Raw genomic sequence first — 21,297 nt, forward strand, 5'->3', positions numbered from 1 at the left:
CGGAACCGGGTCACGTGGCCCTGCGACTGCATGTCCCAATTCCATGCGGGAAATCCCTTAGAAACTCCCACCGCGAGTGCAACTCTTCGCGTCATTGAAAGGTGTCCTTGGCATTCCAGCCGAGCCGCCTATAGTCCGTTTTAGCTTGGAACCATTGGATTCGCAGGATCAGCGATTGTTAGAGGACCTGCGGGCCCGTCTCGACCTTGTCGAGCCGGGGGTGGACGTCCTGCCCGCCCTGGTGGAGGCCCTGCGGGAAGCGCTGCGCGCGGAGCGCAGCCTCGCGTATGGCGTGGACATCGGGCCCGAGCGCTACCAGTTGAGCTTCCTGAATTACTCCGGCTTCTCCCTGGAGCCTCAGGTAGCCCACGCAACACTGGATGGCTTCGTCGGAGCGCGGAGAGATCCCTGGGGGTATTTCAACCCCGCCAACCCCCAACCCTCCCAGCGCAACCGGGAGCTGCATTTCCACGCGCCCGGGATGGAGGAGCCCTCCCCTGCTCCACCGCGGGACGACCGGTTCACCCTCTGGAAGACGCTCGGAGTCCCCATGGAGGAGCAGGCGCGGCTCCAGGCCCATGTGCGCGCCTCCGTGGGTGGATTCCTCCAGGAGTACGGACTGGCACGGATGATGTTCCTGCGCGTCCTCGTCTGTGAAGGACCGGCCCTGCTGGGGTGGGTGGGCGCGATGCGCTCGGAGCCCTTCAATCCGCGGGAGCTGAACCTGCTGCGCGAGCTCATTCCCTCGCTGCAGCGCAGGCTGGCGCTGGACGCGCGGCTGCGCGAGGGGGGGATGCTCCACGCGGCGCTCGAGGCGGCACTGGAGGCGCTGGGCCAGGCGGCGTACGTGGTGACGTCCATCGGCCGCGTGGCGTTCGCCAACAGCCTGGGGCGGGCCCGGCTCGAGCAGGACTCCGGACTGGTGGCGGAGGCACTGAAGCGGCACCTGCGGGGCGAGCCGATAGGAACGGAGCTGACCTTCTCCCCGTTGCGCATCACCGGCGCCCCCGCGCACTACCTGGCCATCGTCCAGGGCGAGCCCCAGAAGGCCCTCGCCCGCGTGCACACGCTCAGCTCCGGCTGGGGACTCACGGCCCGGGAGATGGAGGTGCTCGGCCGGCTCGTGCGCGGTGAGTCCAACAAGGCCATCGCCTTGCACCTGGGCTGCGCGGAGCGCACCGTAGAGGTGCACGTCACCCGAATCCTCGCCAAGGCCCAGGTGGAGAGCCGCTCGGCGCTCATCGCCAAGTGCTTCCTGGCCTCCTGAGCGGGGCGGGCAACCGGGCACCGGCTCGCGGGCGGGACTAGGATGGGGCCGTGAGCACGCCCCTCGTCCAGTCCGCCCTCGCCCGCGCCGCCGAGGCCGTCCGCCGTGGTCCCCACTCCACACCGCCCGATGGCCAGCGCCGCACCCGGCGTTTCGCTATCGGGGACCCGCAGGCGGACTTCACCCGCTTCCTCGCCATCCTCGACCGTCATGGCCTGCTCGGCCCGGAGGGGAAGCTGCTGCCCGAGGTACAGCTCCTCTCGGTGGGGGACCACTTCGACTGGGGCAGGCCCGCCGAGCGAGAGGAGGTGGCCACGAGCGCGCTGCAACTGGTGGCGTGGATGGCCACGCACCCGGCGGACCAGGCGGTGCTGCTGCTGGGCAACCACGACCTGGGGCGCGTGGGCGAGCTCTCCGGCTTCACCGACGCGCGCTTCGCCGCCGCCCAGGCGGAGGCGGACGGCATCTATAAAGGTGAGGACACCGACGAGGCCCGCGAGCGCGACTTCCTCACCCGCTACCCGGAGCTGCCCAACGTGGAGCTGGCGGCACGCGACTTCGGCAACTTCCGCGAGGTGCAACGCGACTGGGTGGCGTACCTGCTGCGCGCCGGGCGCTTCCGGGTGGCCCACGCCGGGGCGGAACACCTGCTCGTGCTGCACGCGGGCGTCACGCGCGAGGACCTGCGCGTGGTGGGGCTGCCCGAGTCCCAATGGGCCCACGCGCCCACGGTGGCGGACGCGCTGAACCGGGCGCTCGATACCGCGGTGGCGGCCTGGAAGGAGGGGCCCTTCTCCATGCCCGGGCTGTACCAACCCGGCAGCGCCACGTACGGCGAGGGACGCGGCATCTTCTACCACCGCCCCAGCCTGCTCCCCCAGGACGCCGCCCACCGTGCCGCCACGCCCCGGCGCCGGTTCGACCCGCACCAGCTCCCGCCCGGCCTCACCCAGGTGGTGGGCCACACGCGCGACAAGCGCACCCGCGAGCTGCTCGCACAGCCCCGCGAGGGCGCCCGGGACGGTGTGCTGCGCCACCTCGTCACCGACGGCACCTCGCTCCGGTACAGCCTCGGCACCCCGCCGCCCACCGGTCCCGGCGAGGCGGTGCTCATCTTCACCGACGGCGGCATGCGCGAGTCGCCCCTGGAGTCCTTCGAGCTCCTCGATCTCGATGCCCGCGCACCGGCACGGCCGCTCGGCCACGAGCACCAGGAAGGACAGGGATGATGAGGACGACACGGAGACTCGTGGGGCTGGCGCTCGTGGGCAGCGTGGCACTGGGCGGGTGCGCGGCGCCCCAGCGCGCGTCCACTCCAGAGGCACGGGCCACCGAGGCGCGGCTCTCGGAGCACGCCGAGGGGCAGGAGGAGACCTCCCCCGAGCAGGAGCAGGCGGAGCGGGATGCCTTCGCCCAGCGGGCCATGGAGGCACTGCGCGCCTCCGGCGAGACACGCCCCATCCACTACGACGCCGAAGGCTTCCTGCTGCGGCTGGGGGACAAGGACGGGACCACGGTGTTCCTGGCCAACTTCTTCGACGAGTACCACGCCGTGCCTCCAGAGAGGCGGGACGAGGTCTTCACTCGAATCACCCGCGTGCGGAGCATGCCGGGCCTGCCGGCGACGCTCGCCGAGGCCCGGCCGAACCTGCTGCCGGTGGTGCGCAGCCGCACCTTCTTCGAGCAGCTCCGGCTGGTGATGCAGGGCCCACCGGGCAAGCCGCTGCCCATCGTGTGGAAGCCGTTGGGAGGTTTTCTCGGCGTGGGGCTGGCCTTCGACGGACCGGACACCCTGCGCTACCTCGGGCCCGACGAGCTGACGCGCTGGGGCGTCTCCTTCGAGCAGGCGCTCGGGATGGCCATGGAGAACCTGCGCTCGCGCAGCACCGAGCCCCTCGAGCAGCTCGCTCCCGGCACCTGCAAGGCCCCTTGGGAGGACAGCTACGCGGCCTCGCGCATGCTGCTCGACGAGGTGGTGCGCCGCTGCCAGGTGAGGGGGTCGCCGGTGGTGCTCGTGCCCCATCGCGACCTGCTCTTCATCACCGGCTCCGAGGACGAGGACGGACTGAACCAGGTGGCCGCCCTGACCCTGAAGGCGGTGATGGCCCCGCGCGCGCTGGATGGCCGGGCCATGCGCCTCACGCCCGCGGGCTGGGTGCCCTTCATGCCGGAGCGGCTCAGCAACGCCTGGGGGGACTTCCGCAAGCTGGAGCTCTTCACCCGGGCCCGCGACTACGACGAGCAGACGCAGCAACTGGAGAAGTTCTACGAGGAGAAGGGCGTGGACCTCTTCGTGGCCGCCTTCACCCCTTACCAGGACGAGCGCGGGCGCAGCCTCAGCTACGCCGTCTGGCTCAAGGGCGTGGACGCCGTCCTTCCGCGCGCCGAGGTCATCTTCTTCATGGACCCGGCGCTCGGCCCGGAGGCCCCGCCGGTGGGCATCGCGCGGTGGGAGGAGGTATCGCGGGTGGCCGGGCAGTTGCTCGCGCCGGTGGAGGGGCTGTACCCCGAGCGCTACCGGGTGACGGGCTTCCCCACCCTGGAACAGCTCGCCCGGTGGCAGAACGACCCGGGCGACCTGTTCGACGAAGACGGGCCCTGAGCACGGGCCCGTCTCCTCACTTCGCCTTCGTGGCCGCCAGCTTCTTCTCCAGGGCGTCCACCATGCGCGGCGAGGCCTGCGCCCCGGAGAGCGTCTTCGCGTAGGCGAGCGCCTCCTCCAGGGTACGCACGGCCGCGTCCTTCTCACCCCGGGCGACGTAGATGTCCGCCCGCTCCGAGAGGACGCGCAACCGCCGGCCGCCCTGCACCTTCGACAGCGCCCGGGTGCTCGCGGCCAGTGCATCATCCAGCCGGCCCAGCCGCCGGTAGAGGTTGGCCAGGCGCGCGGGCGGGTTGTAGTCGTCCGGCAGGTCCTTCTCGCTCTGCTCGATGGCTGGCACCACCCGCATCGGGTCCCCCAGCAACAACGCGGCGCCGATGCGGTGCGAGTCGAACACCGTGCGTTGCTCGGGCGTCGGGGCCTTGGCCGCTTCGCCCTCGAGGAAGGTGAGCCACTGCTCGGCGAGCGCCTTCCCGCCGGCCTCGTCCTTCGCCTTCATGCGGGCCTGCACCAGCACGTCGTACACGCCCGAGCGGTCATCCCCCGGCATGACGATGTCCGGCGAGAGCGCCTCACGGGCCTTCGCCTCCAACGAGTCCCTCAGCGACGGAGCGTCCGCGGTGCCCTCCGGCAGTTGCAGCGCGCAGGAGAGCCCGAGCGCCGCCGCATTCGCCCACGAGGCCGAGTGCTGCAGCTTGGGGAGCTCCGCCAGTGCCGTCCGGGCACACGCCGCGTACCGGCTGGCGCCGTACTGGGCCACGAGGGTGGACTCCAGCGCACGGCCACGGCGGGACCAGTCCGCCGGAGCCTCGGCCAGCGCCTGGGCGAGCACGTCCGCCGCCTCGGCGGCCTTGCCCTCACCATAGAGGGCATCGCCGCGAGCCAGCAGCGCCTCGGGACCCTGGGCGACGCCTCGGTACGCCCGCTCGCCGTCCTCGAAGAGCTTCTCGAGCTGCGGGACGGTGGCACTGCCCGCGAAGCGCACGAGGGCCTTCTCCTCCCTCGGATCGATGATGAAGAGGGTGGGCCAGTTCTCTACCGGGTATTTCTCCTGGAACAGCGCGTTACCGGGAACATCCGTGTTGATCTCGAGCCAGACGAACCGTCCGGCGTGCCGCGAGAGCGCTTCATCCGTGAAGACGAAGGCGCGCATCGAGCGGCACGTGTGTCACCACGGGGCCCAGGTATCGACGAAGAGGGGCAATCCCCTCGACTTCGCCTCCGACAGGGCGCGCGGGTAGTCATCCTCGATGAACGGCAGGGGGGCCCGGGCATGCGACGCCGCGGGCTCGGACACGGCCGAGGTGCGTGCAGCGGAGCAGGCCAGCAGGCCCACCACGAGCAGGCTGGAGAGGTGCGTTCTCATGAGCCCGGTACCCTACTCCGGGGGCGGGCAGGGGAGAAAGCAAGGCGCCTCGGCGGTGTCGGGAGTGGGATATGGTGCCCCGATGAGCGGCCGAGTCCTTCTCATCGACGATGACCCGAGCATGCTGGAGATGCTCCAGAACCGCCTCACCCGGCGCGGCTTCACCGTCACCCCGCTGAGCGATCCCCACGCGGCCCTGCCGCTGTTGATGGAGCAGCCCTTCGACGTGGTCCTCACGGACCTGAACATGCAGGGGCTGAGCGGCACGGAGTTGTGCGAGCGCGTGGTGGCCAATCTGCCGGAGTTGCCGGTGGTGGTGTTGACGGCCTTTGGCAGCATGGAAACGGCCGTGGCCGCCATCCGGGCGGGTGCCTACGACTTCATCACCAAGCCGGTGGACCTGGAGGCGCTGGCGCTGACGCTCGCCCGCGCCGTGCAGCACCACCACCTCAAGGGCGAGGTGGTGCGCCTGAAGAAGGTCGTCACCGAGTCGCAGCGGCTGGGCGGACTGCTCGGCTCCAGCCCGCCGATGCGCAAGGTGTATGAGCTGCTCACCCGCGTGGCGGACTCGGACGCCACGGTGCTCATCAACGGCGAGAGCGGCACGGGCAAGGAGCTGGTGGCCCGGGCGCTCCACGAGAAGAGCCGGCGTGCCTCGGGGCCCTTCGTGGCCGTCAACTGCGCGGCCATGCCCGAGGCCCTGCTGGAGAGCGAGCTGTTCGGCCACGCCAAGGGGGCCTTCACGGACGCCAAGGCGGCGCGCTCGGGCCTCTTCGTGCAGGCCAACGGCGGCACGCTCTTCCTGGACGAGGTGGGGGAGATGCCCCTGGGCCTGCAGCCCAAGCTGCTGCGCGCCCTGCAGGAGCGGGTGATGCGCCCGGTGGGCGGGGACCACGAGGTGTCCTTCGACGTGCGCCTGGTGGCCGCCACCAACCGCGACCTGGAGGGCATGGTGGAGGAGACCCGCTTCCGCGAGGACCTCTACTACCGCCTCAACGTGGTGCAGATGGAGCTGCCGCAACTGCGCGCGCGCGGAGGGGACATCCTGCTGCTGGCCCAGCACTTCATCGAGCACTTCGCCGCCCGGGCCAACAAGCGGGTGACGGGTCTCAACGAGGCCGTGGCCGAGCGGTTGATGAGCTACAGCTGGCCCGGCAACGTGCGCGAGCTGCGCAACTGCATCGAGCGCGCGGTGGCCGTCACCGTCACCGAGCGGCTCACGGTGGAGGATCTGCCGGAGAAGATTCGCGCCTACCGCGCCTCGCACGTGGTGGTGGCCAGCGGAGACCCCTCGGAGCTCACCACGCTGGAAGAGGTCGAGCGCCGCTACATCCTCCGCGTCATGGAGGAGGTGAAGGGCAACAAGTCGCTCGCCGCGCAGATTCTGGGGCTGGACCGCAAGACGCTCTACCGCAAGCTGGACCGCATCAAGGGCTCGGGGGAGTAGCCCATGGCGGGGACGGGGGACGCCTGGCGGGGCCGGGTGGTGGCCGGGCGCTACCAGGTGACGGGGACGCTCGGCCACGGCGCCATGGGCACGGTATACGAGGCCGAGCAGCTGGGCCTCGAGCGCTATGTGGCCCTGAAGGTGCTGCACCCGCATGTGGCGAAGACCCCCGGCGCCGTTGCCCGCTTCCAGCGCGAGGCGCAGCTCATGGCCCGGCTGAAACACCCGGGCGCGGTGCACCTCTTCGACCACGGCGCCGACGGGGAGGTGCTCTACCTCGCCATGGAGCGGGTGTTCGGCATCCCGCTCGACGAGGTGCTGGAGGCCCACGGCCAGCTGGAGGTGAAGACCGCGGTGGAGCTCGCCGCGCAGATGCTGGAGGTGCTGGAGGCCGCGCACGGCCTGGGCATGGTGCACCGCGACCTCAAGCCCTCCAACGTGATGCTGGTGGGCGAGCTGTCCGCCCCGGCGGTGAAGGTGCTCGATTTCGGGCTGGCCGCGCTCGTGCACGAGGAGCCTGGAGCCCGGCTGACCGGGAGCGGACAGGTGCTCGGTACGCCCGCGTACATGTCTCCCGAGCACTGCCGTGGGGAGCTGCCCGATGGGCGCGCGGACCTGTACTCCGTGGGATGCCTGCTGCACGAGCTGCTCGTGGGCCAGCCTCCCTTCGGAGAGTCGCCCGCCGTGGAGGTGATGAGCGGCCACCTCTACCGCCCGCCGCCTCCCGTGCGCCAGCTGCGGCCGGAGCGAGACGTTCCCGAGGCGCTGGAGACGCTGGTGCTCGCGTGCCTCTCCAAGTCGAAGGCCCAGCGCCCGGCGAGCGCGCGGGAGCTGGCCGCCCGGCTTCGCGAGTCCCTGGCTCCCCCTCCCCCGCGCGGCGAGGGCAAGAAGCAGGAGCGCATGCAGCCTCCGCCTTCCCCACCGCCCACACCGGCGCCCGAGGTCCTCGCGCGGCCCGTGGGTGTCATCGAGCCGGACGGCCCCGGCCACTCCCTCGGCATCGGCACCGCGCTGGCGGTGGCCGGTTACCGGGTGGTGCCCTGCCGCGAGGGAGACTCCCTCGAGGGCCTCCACGCCGTGGTGGTGGTGCCCCGGAGCGGCCAGGCCCAGGAGGAGGCCCTGGCACTGGCGAGCACCCTCTCCACACGGCCCCACGCGCCGCCCGTGCTGCTCTGCGGGAGCGGAGAGGACTTCTCGTTGATGTCCCGCGCCGTCGCGAGCGGCGTATACGACTACGTGCCGCTCCCCCTGGACCCCACGGACCTCGCCCGGAAGGTGGGCCGGGCACTGCGCTCGCGCCGTTGAGCCCTGTGGCGGATCGCCACAGTCCCCAAATGCCGCACCCCCCCTCCGTGGGCCCGCACCGCGGCGGAACGCCACAACGTCTCCCCCTCCGTTGAGCTCCCTTCCGAGGGGAGGAGACCTGGCACGCGCGTCGCAATACCGCTCCCCATGAATCGCATCGTCCTGGCCGTGCTCATGTCCCTCACCTTCGCCCCGAGCGCCCACGCCGCGCGGGAGGACGAGGCGGCCCGGGAGATCCGCCTGCTCCGGGCCCAGTCCGCGCGCATCCAGAAGCAGCTCGAGCGCGATGTGCGGCACATGGCGAAGACGACGCCACGGCTGGACGCGGTGGGCACGCCCCCTGCCACCAAGAACCCCTGACCTTCGGGTGACTCGGGTCACATTCGTCCAGGGCCGACAGACCCGGCACGTCTTCCGTGGGCATCCGGCCCGCCACGTGCTGTCTTCCGGCCCCTGGATGAACGACCTCGCCCACCTGCGCACCGCCCTCGAGTCCGCCCGCGACGCCCTCCCGCCCCCCGAGCGCTTCCCCGAGGCCGCCGACGCGGACACCGCCCGCCGTCTCCTCGAGCGGCTGCGGCGCGACCTGCTGCCCCGCCTGGGCGGCGCGGATGCGCCCCTGCTGCTGGTGGCCATCGCCGGGCCCAACAACGTGGGCAAGTCCACCCTCTTCAACTCGCTGGTGGGCACGCATCTGTCCCCGGCCCGCCCCGAGGGAGGCCTCACCAAGCAGTGCCTCGCCGCCGCGCACCCGGACACCTGGACGGGCTCGCTCAAGGACTTCCTCACGAGCCGCTACGACATCATCCCCGTGGCCTCGGGCGAAGCCGCGCCGGTGGACCAGGCGGGACCCGCCGGGCGCCTCTACCTCGTGCTCGCCGAGGCCGTGCCCCGGGGCCTGGTGGTGATGGACACGCCGGACTTCGACAGCGTCTACCGCGACAACCGCGAGCGCGCCGAGGCCCTGCTCGTCACCGTGGACGTGCTCGTCTTCGTCGTGAGCCGGCAGACGTACCAGAACGCCGCGCTGGTGGACTTCCTGCGCGCCGCCGTGGGCCACGGGCGCCCCTACCTCCTCGTCTACAACGAGGCCACGCGCGAGGAGGTGGCGCGCGGACACCTGGAGAAGCTGGCCTCGGACGTGGGCCACCCGCCGCTGGCGCGCTACCTCGCCCCTCACCAACCGGAGGTGGAGGCCGGGGAGAAGCCGCTCGCCACGAACCCGCTGGACGCGGCCCCCGCGCTCACCGCGCTGCTGGGCGAGGCCGAGCACGCCCACGCCCTCAAGGCCCGGGCCCTGGCCGCCTCGCTGCGGGACGCGCGCGCGGAGATGGAGCAACTGGCCCGGGCCGCCACTACCGCCGCCCATGAACCGGAGCGGCTGCGCCAGCGGCTGCGCCACGAGCTGCTCGGAGTGGGCCGTCACGCGGCCCTCAAGGCGGTGCCCGCGGACGTGCTGGTGGAGGCCTTCCGCGACGAGCTGGACGCGCGCAGCGCCTTCCACCGCTACGTGCGCCTGCCCTTCCGGGGACTGGCCACCGCCCTCACCTTCCTCTCGCGCCAGGTGCGCCGTTCCTTCACGGGCCCCGAGCCCACCCCGGCCCCCGCGGGCCAGCTCACCGAGGACACCTTGCGCGATGGGGTGCGGCGGCTGGTGGAGCTCTTCGCCCCCGAGGTGGCCGCCTGGCACGGAGACGCCCGGACGCGCGAGCTGCTCTCCGAGTCCTTCGGTCCGCCCACCCTGGCCCGCCTGGAGGAGCCCCTGGGCTTCGAGGCGATTCAGGCCCATACCGCCGACCGCGAGAGCCTCTACGCCTTCTGCCGGGGACTGGTGGGCACCGAGTTGCAGGGCGGCCTGCGCGAGGAGGTGCTGCAGACGCTCACCACGCTCGTCTACTCGGTGCCCTCGGGGGCCGCCGCGGTGGTGACGGTGGCCACCGGCGGCCTCGGCCATGACGCCGTCATCTGGGCCGGAACGCTCCTGTCCACGCCCCTGCTGGAGCGCTTCGTGGACGCGCTGGGCGCGGACATCCGCGAGCGCCTCACCCAGAAGTGGGCCGACGCCCATGGCGCCACCCTCGCCCAGGCCCTGGAACGGCGCTTCTTCTCCGGGCTCCTCGAGCACCTGGACACCCAGGTTTCCGACTGGGCGCGCACCACCGCCACCTTGTCCGAGACGACCTGCCGGATCTCCTCTTGAGGACCCGTCGTGTCAGACCCCTCCGTCATTCTGTGTCCAACCGCGACACGCGGACCACAAGAGGTGGGTGGGAGCACTTCGCACATGGGTTTTCCCGAGTGAAGACGGGGTTGGTCACAGGAGCGGAAGGCGGCATGTTCCAGCCTTCGCGGGAAGCAGGACAGAACAGGGTGACTTCAAAAATAGGGTTGAAGAAGTGACCTTTACAGTCCTGTTCCGACAACCTGATGCGTCGTATTCCGCCTTGCCTACACTGTAGGGTGGGTTCAGGTATGGACAAGAAACTAGCGAAGACGATTGGGGAGGCCGCCCGTACGGCCCGGCTGCGTGCGCAGCTCACCCAGGCGGATGTAGCGGAGATGGTCGACCTGGTGACCGAGGTGTACGGCCGTATCGAGCGCGGCGGCATGGTGCCGAGCGTTCCGACGCTGTTGCGGCTGTGCCGCGCGTTGAGAATTTCGGCGGACGAGTTGTTGGGACTGGCCGGGCCGGATGGTTCGTTGCGGCTCGCCGACCCGCCGAGCGAGCAGGGAGAGAAGCCCGAGGTGAGGGCGGTGCTGCGCGTGCTGCGTCAGCTCGACTCCGGGCAGATCAAGCTGCTGGGGCGGCTCGCGGTGGCGCTCAAGAAGGAGTAGGCCACCCGCCGCTGGAGGCCTACCGGGAGCCGGGGTAGAGTCGAGTCCCCCCCTTTACAGTGAACCCCGGCCTTAACTTGACCGTAGAAGTAGGCCGGGGGATCCTTCTGGCCCCCGTGTACGCGCATCCCTTCCGAAGAATGGCCTCCCTGGTGGCGGCACTGCTGGTGACGCTCGCTGGGGTGGCACATGCCCAGAGCCGTAAACCGCAGCCGCTGCCCGCCGTGGTGATTGACGGAGACCCGGTAGCGGCCTCGCCAAGGGAGCCAGGAACGGGGCTCTGCACCGCATCGAAGGTGTCCTCGAATCCGGACGTCGACTTTCCCAGCGATGGTTCGAGCTTCGGCTACTACTTCAACACCTTCATGGAGAGCCCGAGCGGCACGCGTGTCTCCACCGTGCTGCGAACTCCGTTCGACCTGTCGAACAACAACCTCGGCAGTCTGCAGAAGCTGAGCTTCGGCGACTTCGTCAATGCCGTGACCAGCTGCCCCGAGGGCGGGTGTGGCTTCTACATCAACGACACCACCACCGCGTTCGGCACGCGTCTGCGCGGATACCTGAACGTCACGCCCGAGATGGTGGGACAGCCGGTGCACTTCGGCTTCTTCGCGGATGATGGGGTGACGCTCGTCATCTATGACCAGACCGCCAGTTACCGAGTCATCGAGCGGGCTCCCAAACGGGGCTTCGCGACCTGGCGCACCACCAATCGGGTCGAGTTCAAGAAGTCCGGCCTCTATCCCGTCGAGCTCCTCTACGCGGCGCTGGGGGGTGATTCCGCCCTCGAGATGTCCATGTTCGTCGGCACCTACACGGACATCGAGCACGAGGCGACCCAGGTGCCGCCCATCAGCCTGAAGGATGACGGCTTCACCCTGGTGAGCCACGGCTCCTTCTACCAGACGGAGAGTGGACGTCAGCCGTACGCGGACCCGGCACGGTGCGAGCAGTGCAATCGCCAGTACGCGAACACGGCCGGCAACAACGGGTGCGGCCCGGGCTACTACTGCAACGGAGCGGCGCTGTGCGCTCCCTGTGACTCCTCCGTCTTCTGCGGCCCGAGCTGCTCTCCGTGCGGTGCGTCCACCCCGCTCTGCCTCAACCGCAACGGCACGTTCACCTGCGCCCAGTGCGAGAATGACTCGCAGTGCCCCAACGGCCGCTGCGACCTGACCACCAACCAGTGCCGGGGCTGCAAGACCGACGCGCACTGCCCCAAGGGCGAGTTCTGCGGCGCCGACAACGAGTGCCACGAGTGCGTCACCAACGACCACTGCCCTCGCGGAGAAACCTGCGCCGACAACACCTGCCAGCCCTGCTCCACCAACGACAGCTGCGCGGGCACCTCCTGCAACTGCTGCCCCGGCGGTCTCAAGTGCGCCGCTTCCGCCCCTGGCGCCTCGCCCAGCTGCGTGGAGTGCACCACCGACTCGGACTGCTCCGACGGCAAGAAGTGCGACATCGCCAACGGCCGCTGCGTGGAGCAGATCGCCGAGTGCAACACCTCGGAGCGCTGCGGTTCCCAGTGCGCCAAGTGCCCCTCGGACCGGCCCTACTGCATGGACGGCCAGGTGTGCGTCGAGTGCCGCTCGGACCTCGAGTGCGGTGAGGGCAGGTTCTGCGTCAGTGGCGAGTGCGCCTCGTGCACCACGGACAAGCGCTGCGGTGAGCGCTGCGAGTCCTGCCCCGGCGAGCAGCCCTTCTGCCTCACGGACGGCACCAGCCGGGGCAGCTCCTGCGTGGGCTGCCGGGAGAACGCCGACTGCGGCCCGGGCGGCACGTGCGATCCCACCACGCACACCTGCTCCGCCTCCACCTGCTCGGTGAGCTGCAGCGAGGACACCGTGTGCTACGGCGACGCCTGCGTCCAGTGCTTCGCCGACGCCCACTGCCCCTGCGGCGGTACCTGCGACACCGCCCTCAACGTCTGCACCACCTCCTGCAACGACAGCGACGACTGCCTCGGCGTCCAGCACTGCTCGGCCAACACCCAGCAGTGTGAGCGCGGCCGGCGCATGCCCGGCACCGAGCCCCAGGGTGGCGGCTTCTGCTGCGGCACCACCGCCGACAGCACCCCCGGTGGCCTCGCCCTGCTGTTCCTCCTGGCCGCCTTCCTCGCCCTCCGCCCGCGAGGCTCCGCGTGAAGCGCTTCACCCCCATCGCCTTCGGACTCGCCCTGGGGCTCGCCGCCTCCGGGCCCGCATCCGCCCAGGACTCCCGCTTCGACGTGCAGGCCTTCCGCCCCGTCGGCGCGCCCCGGGACCTGGTCATCGTCACCCAGTCCCGCCCGATGGGGGATACGGAGTTGGACAAGAGCATCGCCGTCTCCGGCGGCGCCTTCTTCAACCTCGCGTTGGATCCGCTGACGCTGGTCACCGCGGGCACCCACTCCAAGGCCGTGAGCGTGGTGGGCAACCGCCTCCAGCTCGATGTCATGGCCACCGTGGGACTCTTCGGCTGGGCCGAGATCGGCGTGGACATGCCCCTCGTGCTCGCCCAGGCCGGAGACAACCTGGAGGCCATCGGCACCGAGGGCTTCATCCAGTCCTTCACGCCCGGAGACCTGCGCTTCAATGGCAAGGTGGCCGTCCCCGGTCTGCGCCGCAACAAGCCCGAGGACGCGGGGTTCGGTGCGGCGCTCACCTTCGGCGTGGGCTTCCCCACCGGTCTCCAGGAGGCCTTCGCCGGTGACGGTGATTTCTCCGGCAACCTCGGCGTCGTCCTGGACTACCGCTTCGAATCGGGCGCCCTGGTGGCCCTCAACGCCGGTACGTGGCTGCGCCCGGACTACGAGTTCGCCGGCGTGCAGTGGGGCAGCTCCGCCACCTTTGGAATCGGCGCCGAGCTCCCCCTCATCCGCGGCTGGGGCATCAACGCCGTGGGCATGTTCTCCGGCAGCACACCCCTGCAGAAGCTCCCGGAGGACCCCCGGCAGATTCCCGCCGAGCTGCTCGTCGGTCTGCGCTGGTACAACACCGCGCTCGGACTCCACCTCACCGTGGGCGGTGGCGGCGGCTGCGGCTGCTCGCTGACGGCGCCCACCATGCGCGTCTTCACCTCCCTCCTCTGGGCTCCCGGCCCGGAGACGGCGGCGATCAAGCGCTACATGGATCCTCCCGAGCCGCCCGTGGACCCCGACGAAGACACCGTCATCGGCGAGGGAGATCGCTGCCCGACCATCGCCGGCCCCGTGGCGAACGGGGGCTGCCCCGATACGGACCAGGACAAGGACGGTGTGGTGGACCGGCTCGACCGCTGCCCTGCCTCCGCCGGTCTCGAGGACAACGGGGGCTGTCCCGACCCGGACCAGGACCAGGATGGCGTGGCGGACCGGCTCGACCGTTGCCCCGCCTACCCGCAGGGGCCGAAGGGCCGCGAGGGCTGCCCGCTCACGCGCATCGACGGGAACAAGATCGTCATCCTCGACCAGGTGCACTTCGCCACGGACCAGGACGTCATCCTCCCCGAGTCCTTCCCCATCCTCGAGGAGGTGGCAGATCAGCTGCTCAAGCGCCTGGAAATCCAGCGCGTGCTCGTCGAGGCCCACACGGACGCGCGAGCCACGGACGCGTACAATTACGATCTGTCGCGCCGCCGCGCCGCCAGCGTGATGAACTTCCTGCTCGACAGCGGCATCGCCGTGGAGCGCCTGTGCTCGGCGGGCTTCGGCCGCAGCCGCCCGATGGCCGCCAACGACTCCGAGTCGAACATGGCGCTCAACCGCCGGGTCGAGTTCACCATCATGCCCCCCTCCGAAGGGAAGGTGATGCCGCCCTGCCCCGCGGACCCCGCTGCCGAGCAGACCCTGCCTCCGGCCAAGGGCAAGCGGTAGCAGGAAGGCCCCCTCTCCCAGAGGGAGAGGGGACAACTACGGGGGCAGAGGCTCAGCGATGAGCCGTCTTGACCTCGAAGACGACCTCGGCGGCGGCCTTGCGCCTGCCAGCCGTGGCCGTCACCACCGTGCGCCCCGGCCCCACCGCCGTCACCTGCCCGGTGGACGACACCGTCGCCACCGACCAGTCCGAGCTGAACCAGGTGACGGGCACGTCGCTGAGCGACACGCCCCGGTTGTTGAACGTCTTGGCGCGCAACTGCTGCTTCTGTCCCACCTTCGCGAAGATCAGGTGCGTGGGCTCCACCTCCACCCGCGCGAAGTCCGAGCGCACCACCTGCACCTGCAGGTTGCGGCTCAGCGGAGGCACCGTCGCCGTGATGGTGGCCCGCCCGGGCGCCACGCCCATCAGCCGCCCCTTCTCCACCCGCGCCACCGTGGGATCGCTGGTCGTCCACTGCGGCGGCACGTCCACCAGCGGCTTGCCCAGCTCGTTCTTCACCACCGCGGAGATGGCGATGGAGTTGCCCGCCAGCAGGAAGTCCGCCCCATCCACCCGGATGTCCACCAGGCTCGGGATGGACACCTGCACCTCCACCGAGGCCCGGGCCTTTCCAGCCGCGGCGGAGATCTTCGCCTTGCCGGACTTGCGCGCCACCACCACCCCGTTCTCCACCGAGGCCACCTCCGGCGCCGAGCTCACCCACCTGAGCTTCGGGTCCTCCACGGGTTGGCCATTCCCATCGAGCGCGACCGCCTGCAGCACCACGGATTCCCCATGGGCATGCAGCGGCCGGTCCTCCGGCATGGCGAGGGTGAGCGACTCGGGCGCGGAACGGCAGGCGCCGAGCAGCAGGGCCGACGACAAGAGCAGCGAGCGGGCGAACGTCGAGGTCTTCAAGGCAGTAAGGGGGGCCTGCGGGCGTACGAGCGTGCCACTCGAACAACGGCGCGCATGACTGTATTTCGATACGGCCAGTCCGCAATGATTTGCAAGTGCGCCCGTCCGCTCGGCTGCCCTTTTCGCCGGGTAGCCGACGCTGGAATGCACATCATGCACGAGGAGGTTCGAGCCAGGGGGGACACCGGCCTTGATCCACAACGTCTTCGCGCTGCTTTCCGTCCTGCCGGCACGCCCTCGCCGGGCCGCCGTGCGCGCACTGATGGACACCGTCTGGCACCTCCGCACCACCGAGGAGGTCCTCGGACGGGAGAACCTCCCCTCCCAGCCCAGCCTTTTCATCTGCAACCATCTGTCCAACGCGGATGGCTTCACGCTCGACCGGGCCCTGCGGCCCCGGAAGGTGTACTTCCTGGCCGGTATCAAACTGCAGGGCACCGTGATGACCCGGCTCGGCACCGAGGCCGTGGACACCATCTTCATCCGCCCCAACTCCTCGGACATCGAGCCCATCAAGCGCGCCGTGGAGACGCTCAAGGAGGGCCACTCCGTCCTCATCTTCCCCGAGGGCGGCCGCAGCCGGACGGGCGCCCTCACCCAGGCCAAGAAGGGCGCCTCCCTCATCGCCCGCCGGGCCGGTGTCCCCATCGTCCCCGTCGCCCTCACCGGGACGGAAAAGTTCATGCCCATCGATGACCGGGACATGGGCCGGGAGCAGGTGCGCCGCGCCCACCTCACCGTCCACTTCGGCAGGCCCTTCCTCCTGGACGAGCTCGAGGCCGAGGCCACCGGCGCCGAGGACCCGCGCCAGGCCCTCACCGACGCGATGATGCGGCGCGTGGCCGGATTGCTTCCCCCGGAGTACCGCGGCGTCTACGCCGGCTCCGCCCCCGAGGCCAAGGACGCGGCCCCCGTGGCGAGGCCCCCGGCGACGCACGTTCCCTCCGAGCCCGGCCGCTGAGCCCTCACTCCCCGGCGTGCCATTGCAGCCGGCTCGACGTCCCCCCCGGCGCCAGGCTCAGGGGCGGCAGGTAGAGCCCCAACCGCTCACGGTTCCACCACGTCCCCGTGCGCCGGTGCGTCTCCGGGTCCGTCATCCGGTAGTCGTACAGGGTGGCGCGGATGTAACGCGGCGGGCGCTCGGGGAAGGGATTGATGGCGAGCAGCTTCGGCACGTCCGGAGCGCCCTCGAGCAGGCGCAGCATGAAGGCGAGCAGCCAGATGGGCGGCGAGCCCAGCGCCGCGAACCACATCTGCCAGTCCAACCGGGGCTGATGGGGGGCCACCTGCCTCGGGGGCCGGTCCGGGTCGCCCACCTTGTAGCGGAAGGTGTACTCGTGCCACGTCTCGCCGTCGTCGGAGCCCTCGATGGCGATCTCCGGCCGGCTCACCGTCATCACCGTGAAGAGTCCATAGGGGTTCACCGCACGCAGCGGACGCGCCCGCCGCTCCAACCACTCCAGCCACGGCGGCGCCTCGCGCGGACGGTTGAAGCGGGCCAGGATTTCATTCGCCCCCAGGACGAGGAAGGGCGCCGCGGGGAGCCATGCCCCCAGGGTGCGCCACCAGGGCCTCGGCCTCGCGGGCGGCGGGGCCGGCAGGAAGCGCCGCAGGGACGCATCGTCCAGCAGCCACAGGCCGAGCACCAACGACTGCACGTTGAAGAACCCATAGTTCCCGGTGGCGATGATGACGCCCTGCAGCGCGGAGAAGAGCCAGAAGCCCAGGAGCCGCAACCGCCTCGGCGCGAAAACGAGGAAGGGCGCCATCGTCTCCAGCACCAGCACCGCCGCCGTGGAGAAGTGCCGCACCGGGGGCGGCAGGTGGTGCGCATACCAACCACCGCGCGTGGGGAGGGGCGCCGTCTCGTAGTAGTAGTCGCACGCGGTGAGCTTGCGCCACGTCTCGTCGCCGGACTTCAGCTTGGACACCCCGGAGCCGAAGTAGAGGCGGAAGACGAGCGCCCGCCACAGCGCCACCTGCGCCGCGGTGGGCTCGTACCGGCCCGGCCCGGGTCGCAGACCCACCGGTGCCGTGAGAAGGCCGAGCAACCCCATCTCCAGCAGCAGCGCGTCCCACTGGAACGAGAGGAAGTCCCGTCCCAGCGAGACGTAGGAGAGGTAGAGGGCCCACAGCGCCGTCAACGAAGCCTGGGGCGCCACACCCGCCATCACCGCCAGCGACAACACCTGGCCGGCGCGCAGGCCGCGCACCAGCGTCTTGTCGGACGCATCCAGCCACAACAACGAGGGGTACCAGAGGTACCGCTCGTACCCCATCGACACCATCCGGGGCGAGGAGGTCAAATCCTTCACGGGCAGGATGCCGCGCGAGCCATAGAGCCCCCGCACCTGCCTCGCCAACGAGGAGAAGGCGATGAGGTAGATGCCGCCCAGCGCCCGGAAGAACACCTGGCGCACGAGCCGGTGATGCGGTGGCGCCACCGAGCGCTCGACGAGCCCGCCGAGGAAACCACCCATCCCTCTCCGCACACGCCTGCCCGGCCGCCGGGCGGGTAGAGCACGGAGCATCCGGAAGAACGCCTTGGCTCCCTGGGGGCGGACAGCACGCATGGGGCTCCCCTCCTGCTTTCGTCAAAGCTGGGAGCACCGGAAGGTCCATGCTCGGAAGGCCCAACCCCTCGCCCCGGAAGGGCCCGAGCGGCCGGGCCTCCACGCGCCGTGTCCGCGGGTGCCTAGCTTTGCCGCATGAGCGAGCCCAAGGAACGAGCCCACCGGACGGTGCAGGTGCTTCCCGGCATCCACCGCTGGAGCGTCAAGGATGACCGCATTGGCGGCATGGAGAGCGAGGCCTACGCCGTGGTGGCCGAGGACGGCGCCGTCACCCTCATCGACCCGTTGCCCATCGACGACAAGGCGCTGCGCAAGCTGGGCCGGGTGGAGGCCATCGTCCTCACCGCCGGCAACCACCAACGCGCCGCCTGGTATTTCCGCAAGCTCTTCGGCGCTCCCGTGTGGGCTCCCCAGGATGCCTACGGCCTGGAGGACGCTCCGGATGCCACCTACGGCGCTGGTGACAACCTCCCCGGCGGCCTCGTGGCCTACCACACCCCCGGCCCCGTCGAGTCCATGTACGCCCTGTGGATGGAGCGGCCCCGGAGCGTCATCTTCCTCTCGGACCTCCTCACCCACTTCGACAACGGCACGCCGCGCTTCGTGGAGAGCCAATACCAGGACGAGCCCGGCCGCACCCGGCTGAGCATCCGGCGCATCCTCGACCACCTGCCCGTCGAGGTGCTCTGTTTCGCCCACGGACGCCCCATCCTCCAGAACGGCGCGGCCGCGCTCCGGCGCGCCCTGGACGAGGACACCGAGGCCCCCGCCCCACCCGAGCCCCGCTGAGCTGGCGCTACTTCGTCACCGAGTCCAGCCGGCAGCTCATCGCCAGCGAGAGCACCACCTCGTCCACCGACACCGGCTCCTGCTTCACCGCGCCCGGGGGCTCGCAGCCGACGAGTTGCAGCGGGGCGCGCTCGGACTGCGCCTGGGAGATGAAGCCCCGGGCGCGGTCCACCCAGCGCTTCACCAGCTCGTCCCGGCGCGCTTCCGGCTCCCGCACCTGCGCCACCGGAAAGCCGAACGACGCCCGCAGGCCCGTGTTCGCCTTCTCCGCCGCGGACGACTCCTGACTCCCCACCTTCACCAGCGTGGCCACCAGCGCCGTGCGGCCCCAGAAGTCCTGCGCCTCGGGCAGCGCCACCTCCAGCACGCCGTGCGCCATCGCGTCGTTTCCGTTTCCAGCCATCCGCTTGCTGCCCGACTCCAAGCGCACGTCCTTCATCTTCACCGCCACCTCCACCTTCGAGGCCTCGGCCGCCGCGCGCACGTACCGCTCCACCGCCGCCTTCAGCTTCGGCACCGCCTGCTCCAGCGACTCCGACTCCTGCCGGAAGGCGAAGGACACGCGCAGCACGTCCGGCCGCACCTTCAGGCCCTCCTCCACCACCGGGACGGCGTGAACCGGGTCGGAGTCGTACGAGCTGGCCACGGCACTCGAGACCGACGAGCGGCCACACGAGGTCCAGAGACAGACGAGCACCACGCAGCCAGGGAAGACGAGGGGACGCCATTTCATGAGCGGACTCTCCAAGGGAATGTGCCGCGCAGCTTGCCAGCAGGTAGGCTCGCCGTCCGCTATGTCCCTCTCCTATAAAACCCCCGCCCTGCATGAGCCCGCTCCCATCCGCGCCGAGCTCGTCGTGCGGCCGGATCTGCTGCGCGTATCCTTCTCCGTCTCGCTCGACACCGAGGGCATCGATCAGGCCTTGCCCCTCCTGCAGCGCGCGTGCGAGCAGCTCCAGCGCCGCGCCCGCGAGGCCACCGGCGCCGAGGTGACACTCCGGCCGAGGGACACGCGCTTCAACCGCTCGGCCCCGAAGAAGCTGTCGCTTCCCGAGGACGATGACCGGACCTTCGTCGCCGTGGATGGGCTCCTGGTGGTTCCCTTCCCCGTCGAGCTGGATTTCTGGGCGCGCAGTTCCCGCGTGGGCTCGCTGGTGCGCGTGTGCCACGAGGTGGAGCGCGACAGCCGCGAGATGAAGAAACAGCCCCGCTTCGGCTTCGGCTCCGTGGAGGCCTTCTTCTCACAGCCCGAGGCCCACCGCGCCGAGCTACTCCGCCGCTTCGTCGAGCGCGCCCGGGAGCTGGCCTCGGCCCTGGGCTCGGCCGAGGCGCCCCTTCAGGTGGTGGACTGCGCTCCCGTCGGCGCCGTGGAGCAGACGCCCGTGTCCCTCGAGGAGGTGGGCCTATCGCTCCAGGTGCACTGCCGGTTGGATGTGGTGCGCGAGCGGGCTCACTGACAGGTGGCCTTCTCGAGCTTCACCCGGACGGTCTCCGTCCACGGCTCGGCGAGCAGGTGCGGCCGGCACTTCCAATAGGGGCCATCCTGCACGCACGACAAGGCGCACGGCCCCACCGGAATCAGTCCGCACAGCGGCACGTCGTCGCAGATGCGCTTCGAGAGCAACGGCAGCCCCAGCAGGCCACACGACTGGGGCAGCAGCGACTCCCAGCAGACGAACACGTTGAACGCGGGAAGGATGCCCAGCAGCGGCGTGGGGGACGAGAACAGGTCACCGAAGACGGTCGACTCCTTGACGGAGTACTGCTCGTCGAAGGCCGGCTCCCTCGCGATGGTGGAGGCAGCTCCCTCCAGGAGGATGGGAACGGACGTCCCGTAGTAGTTCAGCCGCTGGACCATGCACGCCGTCACGTAGCGGCGTCCCGGGGTATTCAGCACGCCGCTGGTCCACGTGGGCGCGAGCCCCCACCAGCCCTTGTAGACCTCACCCGTTACGGGATCGATCACCGACTGGTCCGGGGAGAGGGCACACTCGACGGCGGAGCGGAGCACGTGCCGGCACTGCGCGGAGACCTGGCTCAGGGGGATGTCCGGCAGGAACCCACCGCCATCGACGAGCGCCGAACGGCCCAGGTCCCTCAGCGCCTGCTGGGTGCCGTGGGCCCAGAAACAGGAGGGAACCGTGCCGTTGAACCCCTTGGGGGGAGCGCGCACACCGCTCATCTCCTGCTCGACGGTCGCGAGCTCGAAGTCCTCCTCGGTTCCCCCACAGCCCACGAGTGTGACAATCAGGATGGTGGTGAACAACAGCCGTGCGTTCCGCATGGGGCCCTCTGGGGAGATGGGGTAGCACCCTCCAGGTATTCATGGCCCGCGTGATTTTAAAGCTGCACTGAATTACAGAAGTAATTGGATGTT

Annotated in this window: 19 protein-coding genes; 13 read left to right on the forward strand and 6 right to left on the reverse strand. The window is 70.4% G+C overall.

All coding sequences use genetic code 11. The annotated features are described in order from the left end of the window. Positions 1-175: 175 nt before the first annotated feature. The 3 genes from BO221_RS48300 to BO221_RS48310 are packed head-to-tail and all read left to right on the forward strand — an operon-like array spanning position 176 to position 3,869. Positions 176-1,267, forward strand: a complete 1,092-nt coding sequence (locus BO221_RS48300) for a helix-turn-helix transcriptional regulator (RefSeq protein WP_233166596.1) — start codon at positions 176-178, stop codon at positions 1,265-1,267. A 50-nt stretch (positions 1,268-1,317) separates the two neighbouring features. Continuing rightward, entirely contained in the window at positions 1,318-2,496 is a 1,179-nt protein-coding gene (locus BO221_RS48305; RefSeq protein ID WP_073567721.1) for a metallophosphoesterase, read from the forward strand. Next, positions 2,493-3,869 carry a DUF1444 family protein gene (locus BO221_RS48310; protein WP_143196127.1) on the forward strand — a complete coding sequence of 459 codons (1,377 nt, stop codon included), beginning with the start codon at positions 2,493-2,495 and terminating at the stop codon, positions 3,867-3,869. Before BO221_RS48305 ends, BO221_RS48310 begins: the two co-directional genes overlap by 4 nt. A 16-nt stretch (positions 3,870-3,885) precedes the next feature. On the opposite strand, the gene BO221_RS48315 is transcribed toward BO221_RS48310, so the two are convergent. Both BO221_RS48315 and BO221_RS56870 read right to left on the reverse strand, forming a co-directional pair. Next, positions 3,886-5,022: a tetratricopeptide repeat protein gene (locus BO221_RS48315; protein ID WP_083682617.1), complete on the reverse strand. Its 1,137-nt coding sequence runs from the start codon at positions 5,020-5,022 to the stop codon at positions 3,886-3,888. Positions 5,023-5,037: 15 nt separating this feature from the next. Next, positions 5,038-5,235, reverse strand: coding sequence for a hypothetical protein (locus BO221_RS56870; protein WP_083682619.1), 198 nt, complete (start codon positions 5,233-5,235; stop codon positions 5,038-5,040). Between the two features lie 82 nt (positions 5,236-5,317). On the opposite strand from BO221_RS56870, the gene BO221_RS48320 reads away from it, so the two are divergent. From BO221_RS48320 to BO221_RS48350, 7 genes are all read left to right on the forward strand, one after another. Next, positions 5,318-6,682 carry a sigma-54 dependent transcriptional regulator gene (locus BO221_RS48320; RefSeq protein WP_073567723.1) on the forward strand — a complete coding sequence of 455 codons (1,365 nt, stop codon included), beginning with the start codon at positions 5,318-5,320 and terminating at the stop codon, positions 6,680-6,682. Between the two features lie 3 nt (positions 6,683-6,685). Beyond that, on the forward strand, positions 6,686-7,987 hold the full coding sequence (locus BO221_RS48325) for a serine/threonine-protein kinase (protein ID WP_073567724.1): 1,302 nt from the start codon (positions 6,686-6,688) through the stop codon (positions 7,985-7,987). Between the two features lie 147 nt (positions 7,988-8,134). After that, positions 8,135-8,347 carry a hypothetical protein gene (locus tag BO221_RS48330; RefSeq protein WP_073567725.1) on the forward strand — a complete coding sequence of 71 codons (213 nt, stop codon included), beginning with the start codon at positions 8,135-8,137 and terminating at the stop codon, positions 8,345-8,347. 97 nt (positions 8,348-8,444) lie between these two features. Next, entirely contained in the window at positions 8,445-10,187 is a 1,743-nt protein-coding gene (locus BO221_RS48335) for a GTPase (protein ID WP_073567726.1), read from the forward strand. A 272-nt stretch (positions 10,188-10,459) separates the two neighbouring features. Beyond that, on the forward strand, positions 10,460-10,822 hold the full coding sequence (locus tag BO221_RS48340) for a helix-turn-helix domain-containing protein (protein WP_043412376.1): 363 nt from the start codon (positions 10,460-10,462) through the stop codon (positions 10,820-10,822). Between the two features lie 140 nt (positions 10,823-10,962). Beyond that, on the forward strand, positions 10,963-12,969 hold the full coding sequence (gene traA / locus BO221_RS48345) for an outer membrane exchange protein TraA (protein ID WP_073567727.1): 2,007 nt from the start codon (positions 10,963-10,965) through the stop codon (positions 12,967-12,969). After that, on the forward strand, positions 12,966-14,657 hold the full coding sequence (locus BO221_RS48350) for an OmpA family protein (protein ID WP_233166597.1): 1,692 nt from the start codon (positions 12,966-12,968) through the stop codon (positions 14,655-14,657). Before traA ends, BO221_RS48350 begins: the two co-directional genes overlap by 4 nt. Positions 14,658-14,709: 52 nt before the next feature. Here the strand turns inward: BO221_RS48350 and BO221_RS48355 are convergent, their stop codons facing one another. Beyond that, positions 14,710-15,558, reverse strand: coding sequence for an Ig-like domain-containing protein (locus BO221_RS48355; RefSeq protein ID WP_073567728.1), 849 nt, complete (start codon positions 15,556-15,558; stop codon positions 14,710-14,712). Positions 15,559-15,748: 190 nt separating this feature from the next. Between BO221_RS48355 and BO221_RS48360 the strand changes: the two genes are divergently transcribed. Then, on the forward strand, positions 15,749-16,519 hold the full coding sequence (locus tag BO221_RS48360) for a 1-acyl-sn-glycerol-3-phosphate acyltransferase (protein WP_073567729.1): 771 nt from the start codon (positions 15,749-15,751) through the stop codon (positions 16,517-16,519). A gap of 4 nt (positions 16,520-16,523) precedes the next feature. On the opposite strand, the gene BO221_RS48365 is transcribed toward BO221_RS48360, so the two are convergent. Beyond that, complete coding sequence (locus tag BO221_RS48365) at positions 16,524-18,131, reverse strand: lipase maturation factor family protein (RefSeq protein ID WP_073567730.1); 1,608 nt, start codon at positions 18,129-18,131, stop codon at positions 16,524-16,526. Between the two features lie 135 nt (positions 18,132-18,266). On the opposite strand from BO221_RS48365, the gene BO221_RS48370 reads away from it, so the two are divergent. Beyond that, positions 18,267-18,920 (forward strand): MBL fold metallo-hydrolase, encoded by a 654-nt coding sequence (locus BO221_RS48370; RefSeq protein ID WP_073567731.1) that lies wholly within the window; start codon positions 18,267-18,269, stop codon positions 18,918-18,920. A 7-nt stretch (positions 18,921-18,927) separates the two neighbouring features. Here the strand turns inward: BO221_RS48370 and BO221_RS48375 are convergent, their stop codons facing one another. Beyond that, on the reverse strand, positions 18,928-19,653 hold the full coding sequence (locus BO221_RS48375; protein ID WP_073567732.1) for a hypothetical protein: 726 nt from the start codon (positions 19,651-19,653) through the stop codon (positions 18,928-18,930). A 61-nt stretch (positions 19,654-19,714) separates the two neighbouring features. Here BO221_RS48375 and BO221_RS48380 point away from each other — a divergent pair, with 61 nt between their 5' ends. Further along, positions 19,715-20,377 (forward strand): hypothetical protein, encoded by a 663-nt coding sequence (locus tag BO221_RS48380; protein WP_073567733.1) that lies wholly within the window; start codon positions 19,715-19,717, stop codon positions 20,375-20,377. On the opposite strand, the gene BO221_RS48385 is transcribed toward BO221_RS48380, so the two are convergent. Then, positions 20,371-21,204 (reverse strand): hypothetical protein, encoded by an 834-nt coding sequence (locus tag BO221_RS48385; protein WP_073567734.1) that lies wholly within the window; start codon positions 21,202-21,204, stop codon positions 20,371-20,373. The two genes, BO221_RS48380 and BO221_RS48385, sit on opposite strands and share 7 nt — an antisense overlap. Positions 21,205-21,297: the final 93 nt, after the last annotated feature.

It is taken from the genome of Archangium sp. Cb G35, assembly GCF_001896145.1.
Lineage (GTDB): Bacteria > Myxococcota > Myxococcia > Myxococcales > Myxococcaceae > Archangium > Archangium violaceum.

Coding starts and splice junctions, on each gene's coding strand:
- BO221_RS48310 (WP_143196127.1), top strand. CDS start 2,493: ATGATGAGGACGACACGGAGACTCGTGGGGCTGGCGCTCGTGGGCAGC.
- BO221_RS48315 (WP_083682617.1), bottom strand. CDS start 5,022: ATGCGCGCCTTCGTCTTCACGGATGAAGCGCTCTCGCGGCACGCCGGA.
- BO221_RS56870 (WP_083682619.1), bottom strand. CDS start 5,235: ATGAGAACGCACCTCTCCAGCCTGCTCGTGGTGGGCCTGCTGGCCTGC.
- BO221_RS48320 (WP_073567723.1), top strand. CDS start 5,318: ATGAGCGGCCGAGTCCTTCTCATCGACGATGACCCGAGCATGCTGGAG.
- BO221_RS48325 (WP_073567724.1), top strand. CDS start 6,686: ATGGCGGGGACGGGGGACGCCTGGCGGGGCCGGGTGGTGGCCGGGCGC.
- BO221_RS48330 (WP_073567725.1), top strand. CDS start 8,135: ATGAATCGCATCGTCCTGGCCGTGCTCATGTCCCTCACCTTCGCCCCG.
- BO221_RS48335 (WP_073567726.1), top strand. CDS start 8,445: ATGAACGACCTCGCCCACCTGCGCACCGCCCTCGAGTCCGCCCGCGAC.
- BO221_RS48340 (WP_043412376.1), top strand. CDS start 10,460: ATGGACAAGAAACTAGCGAAGACGATTGGGGAGGCCGCCCGTACGGCC.
- traA (WP_073567727.1), top strand. CDS start 10,963: ATGGCCTCCCTGGTGGCGGCACTGCTGGTGACGCTCGCTGGGGTGGCA.
- BO221_RS48365 (WP_073567730.1), bottom strand. CDS start 18,131: ATGCGTGCTGTCCGCCCCCAGGGAGCCAAGGCGTTCTTCCGGATGCTC.
- BO221_RS48370 (WP_073567731.1), top strand. CDS start 18,267: ATGAGCGAGCCCAAGGAACGAGCCCACCGGACGGTGCAGGTGCTTCCC.
- BO221_RS48375 (WP_073567732.1), bottom strand. CDS start 19,653: ATGAAATGGCGTCCCCTCGTCTTCCCTGGCTGCGTGGTGCTCGTCTGT.
- BO221_RS48380 (WP_073567733.1), top strand. CDS start 19,715: ATGTCCCTCTCCTATAAAACCCCCGCCCTGCATGAGCCCGCTCCCATC.
- BO221_RS48385 (WP_073567734.1), bottom strand. CDS start 21,204: ATGCGGAACGCACGGCTGTTGTTCACCACCATCCTGATTGTCACACTC.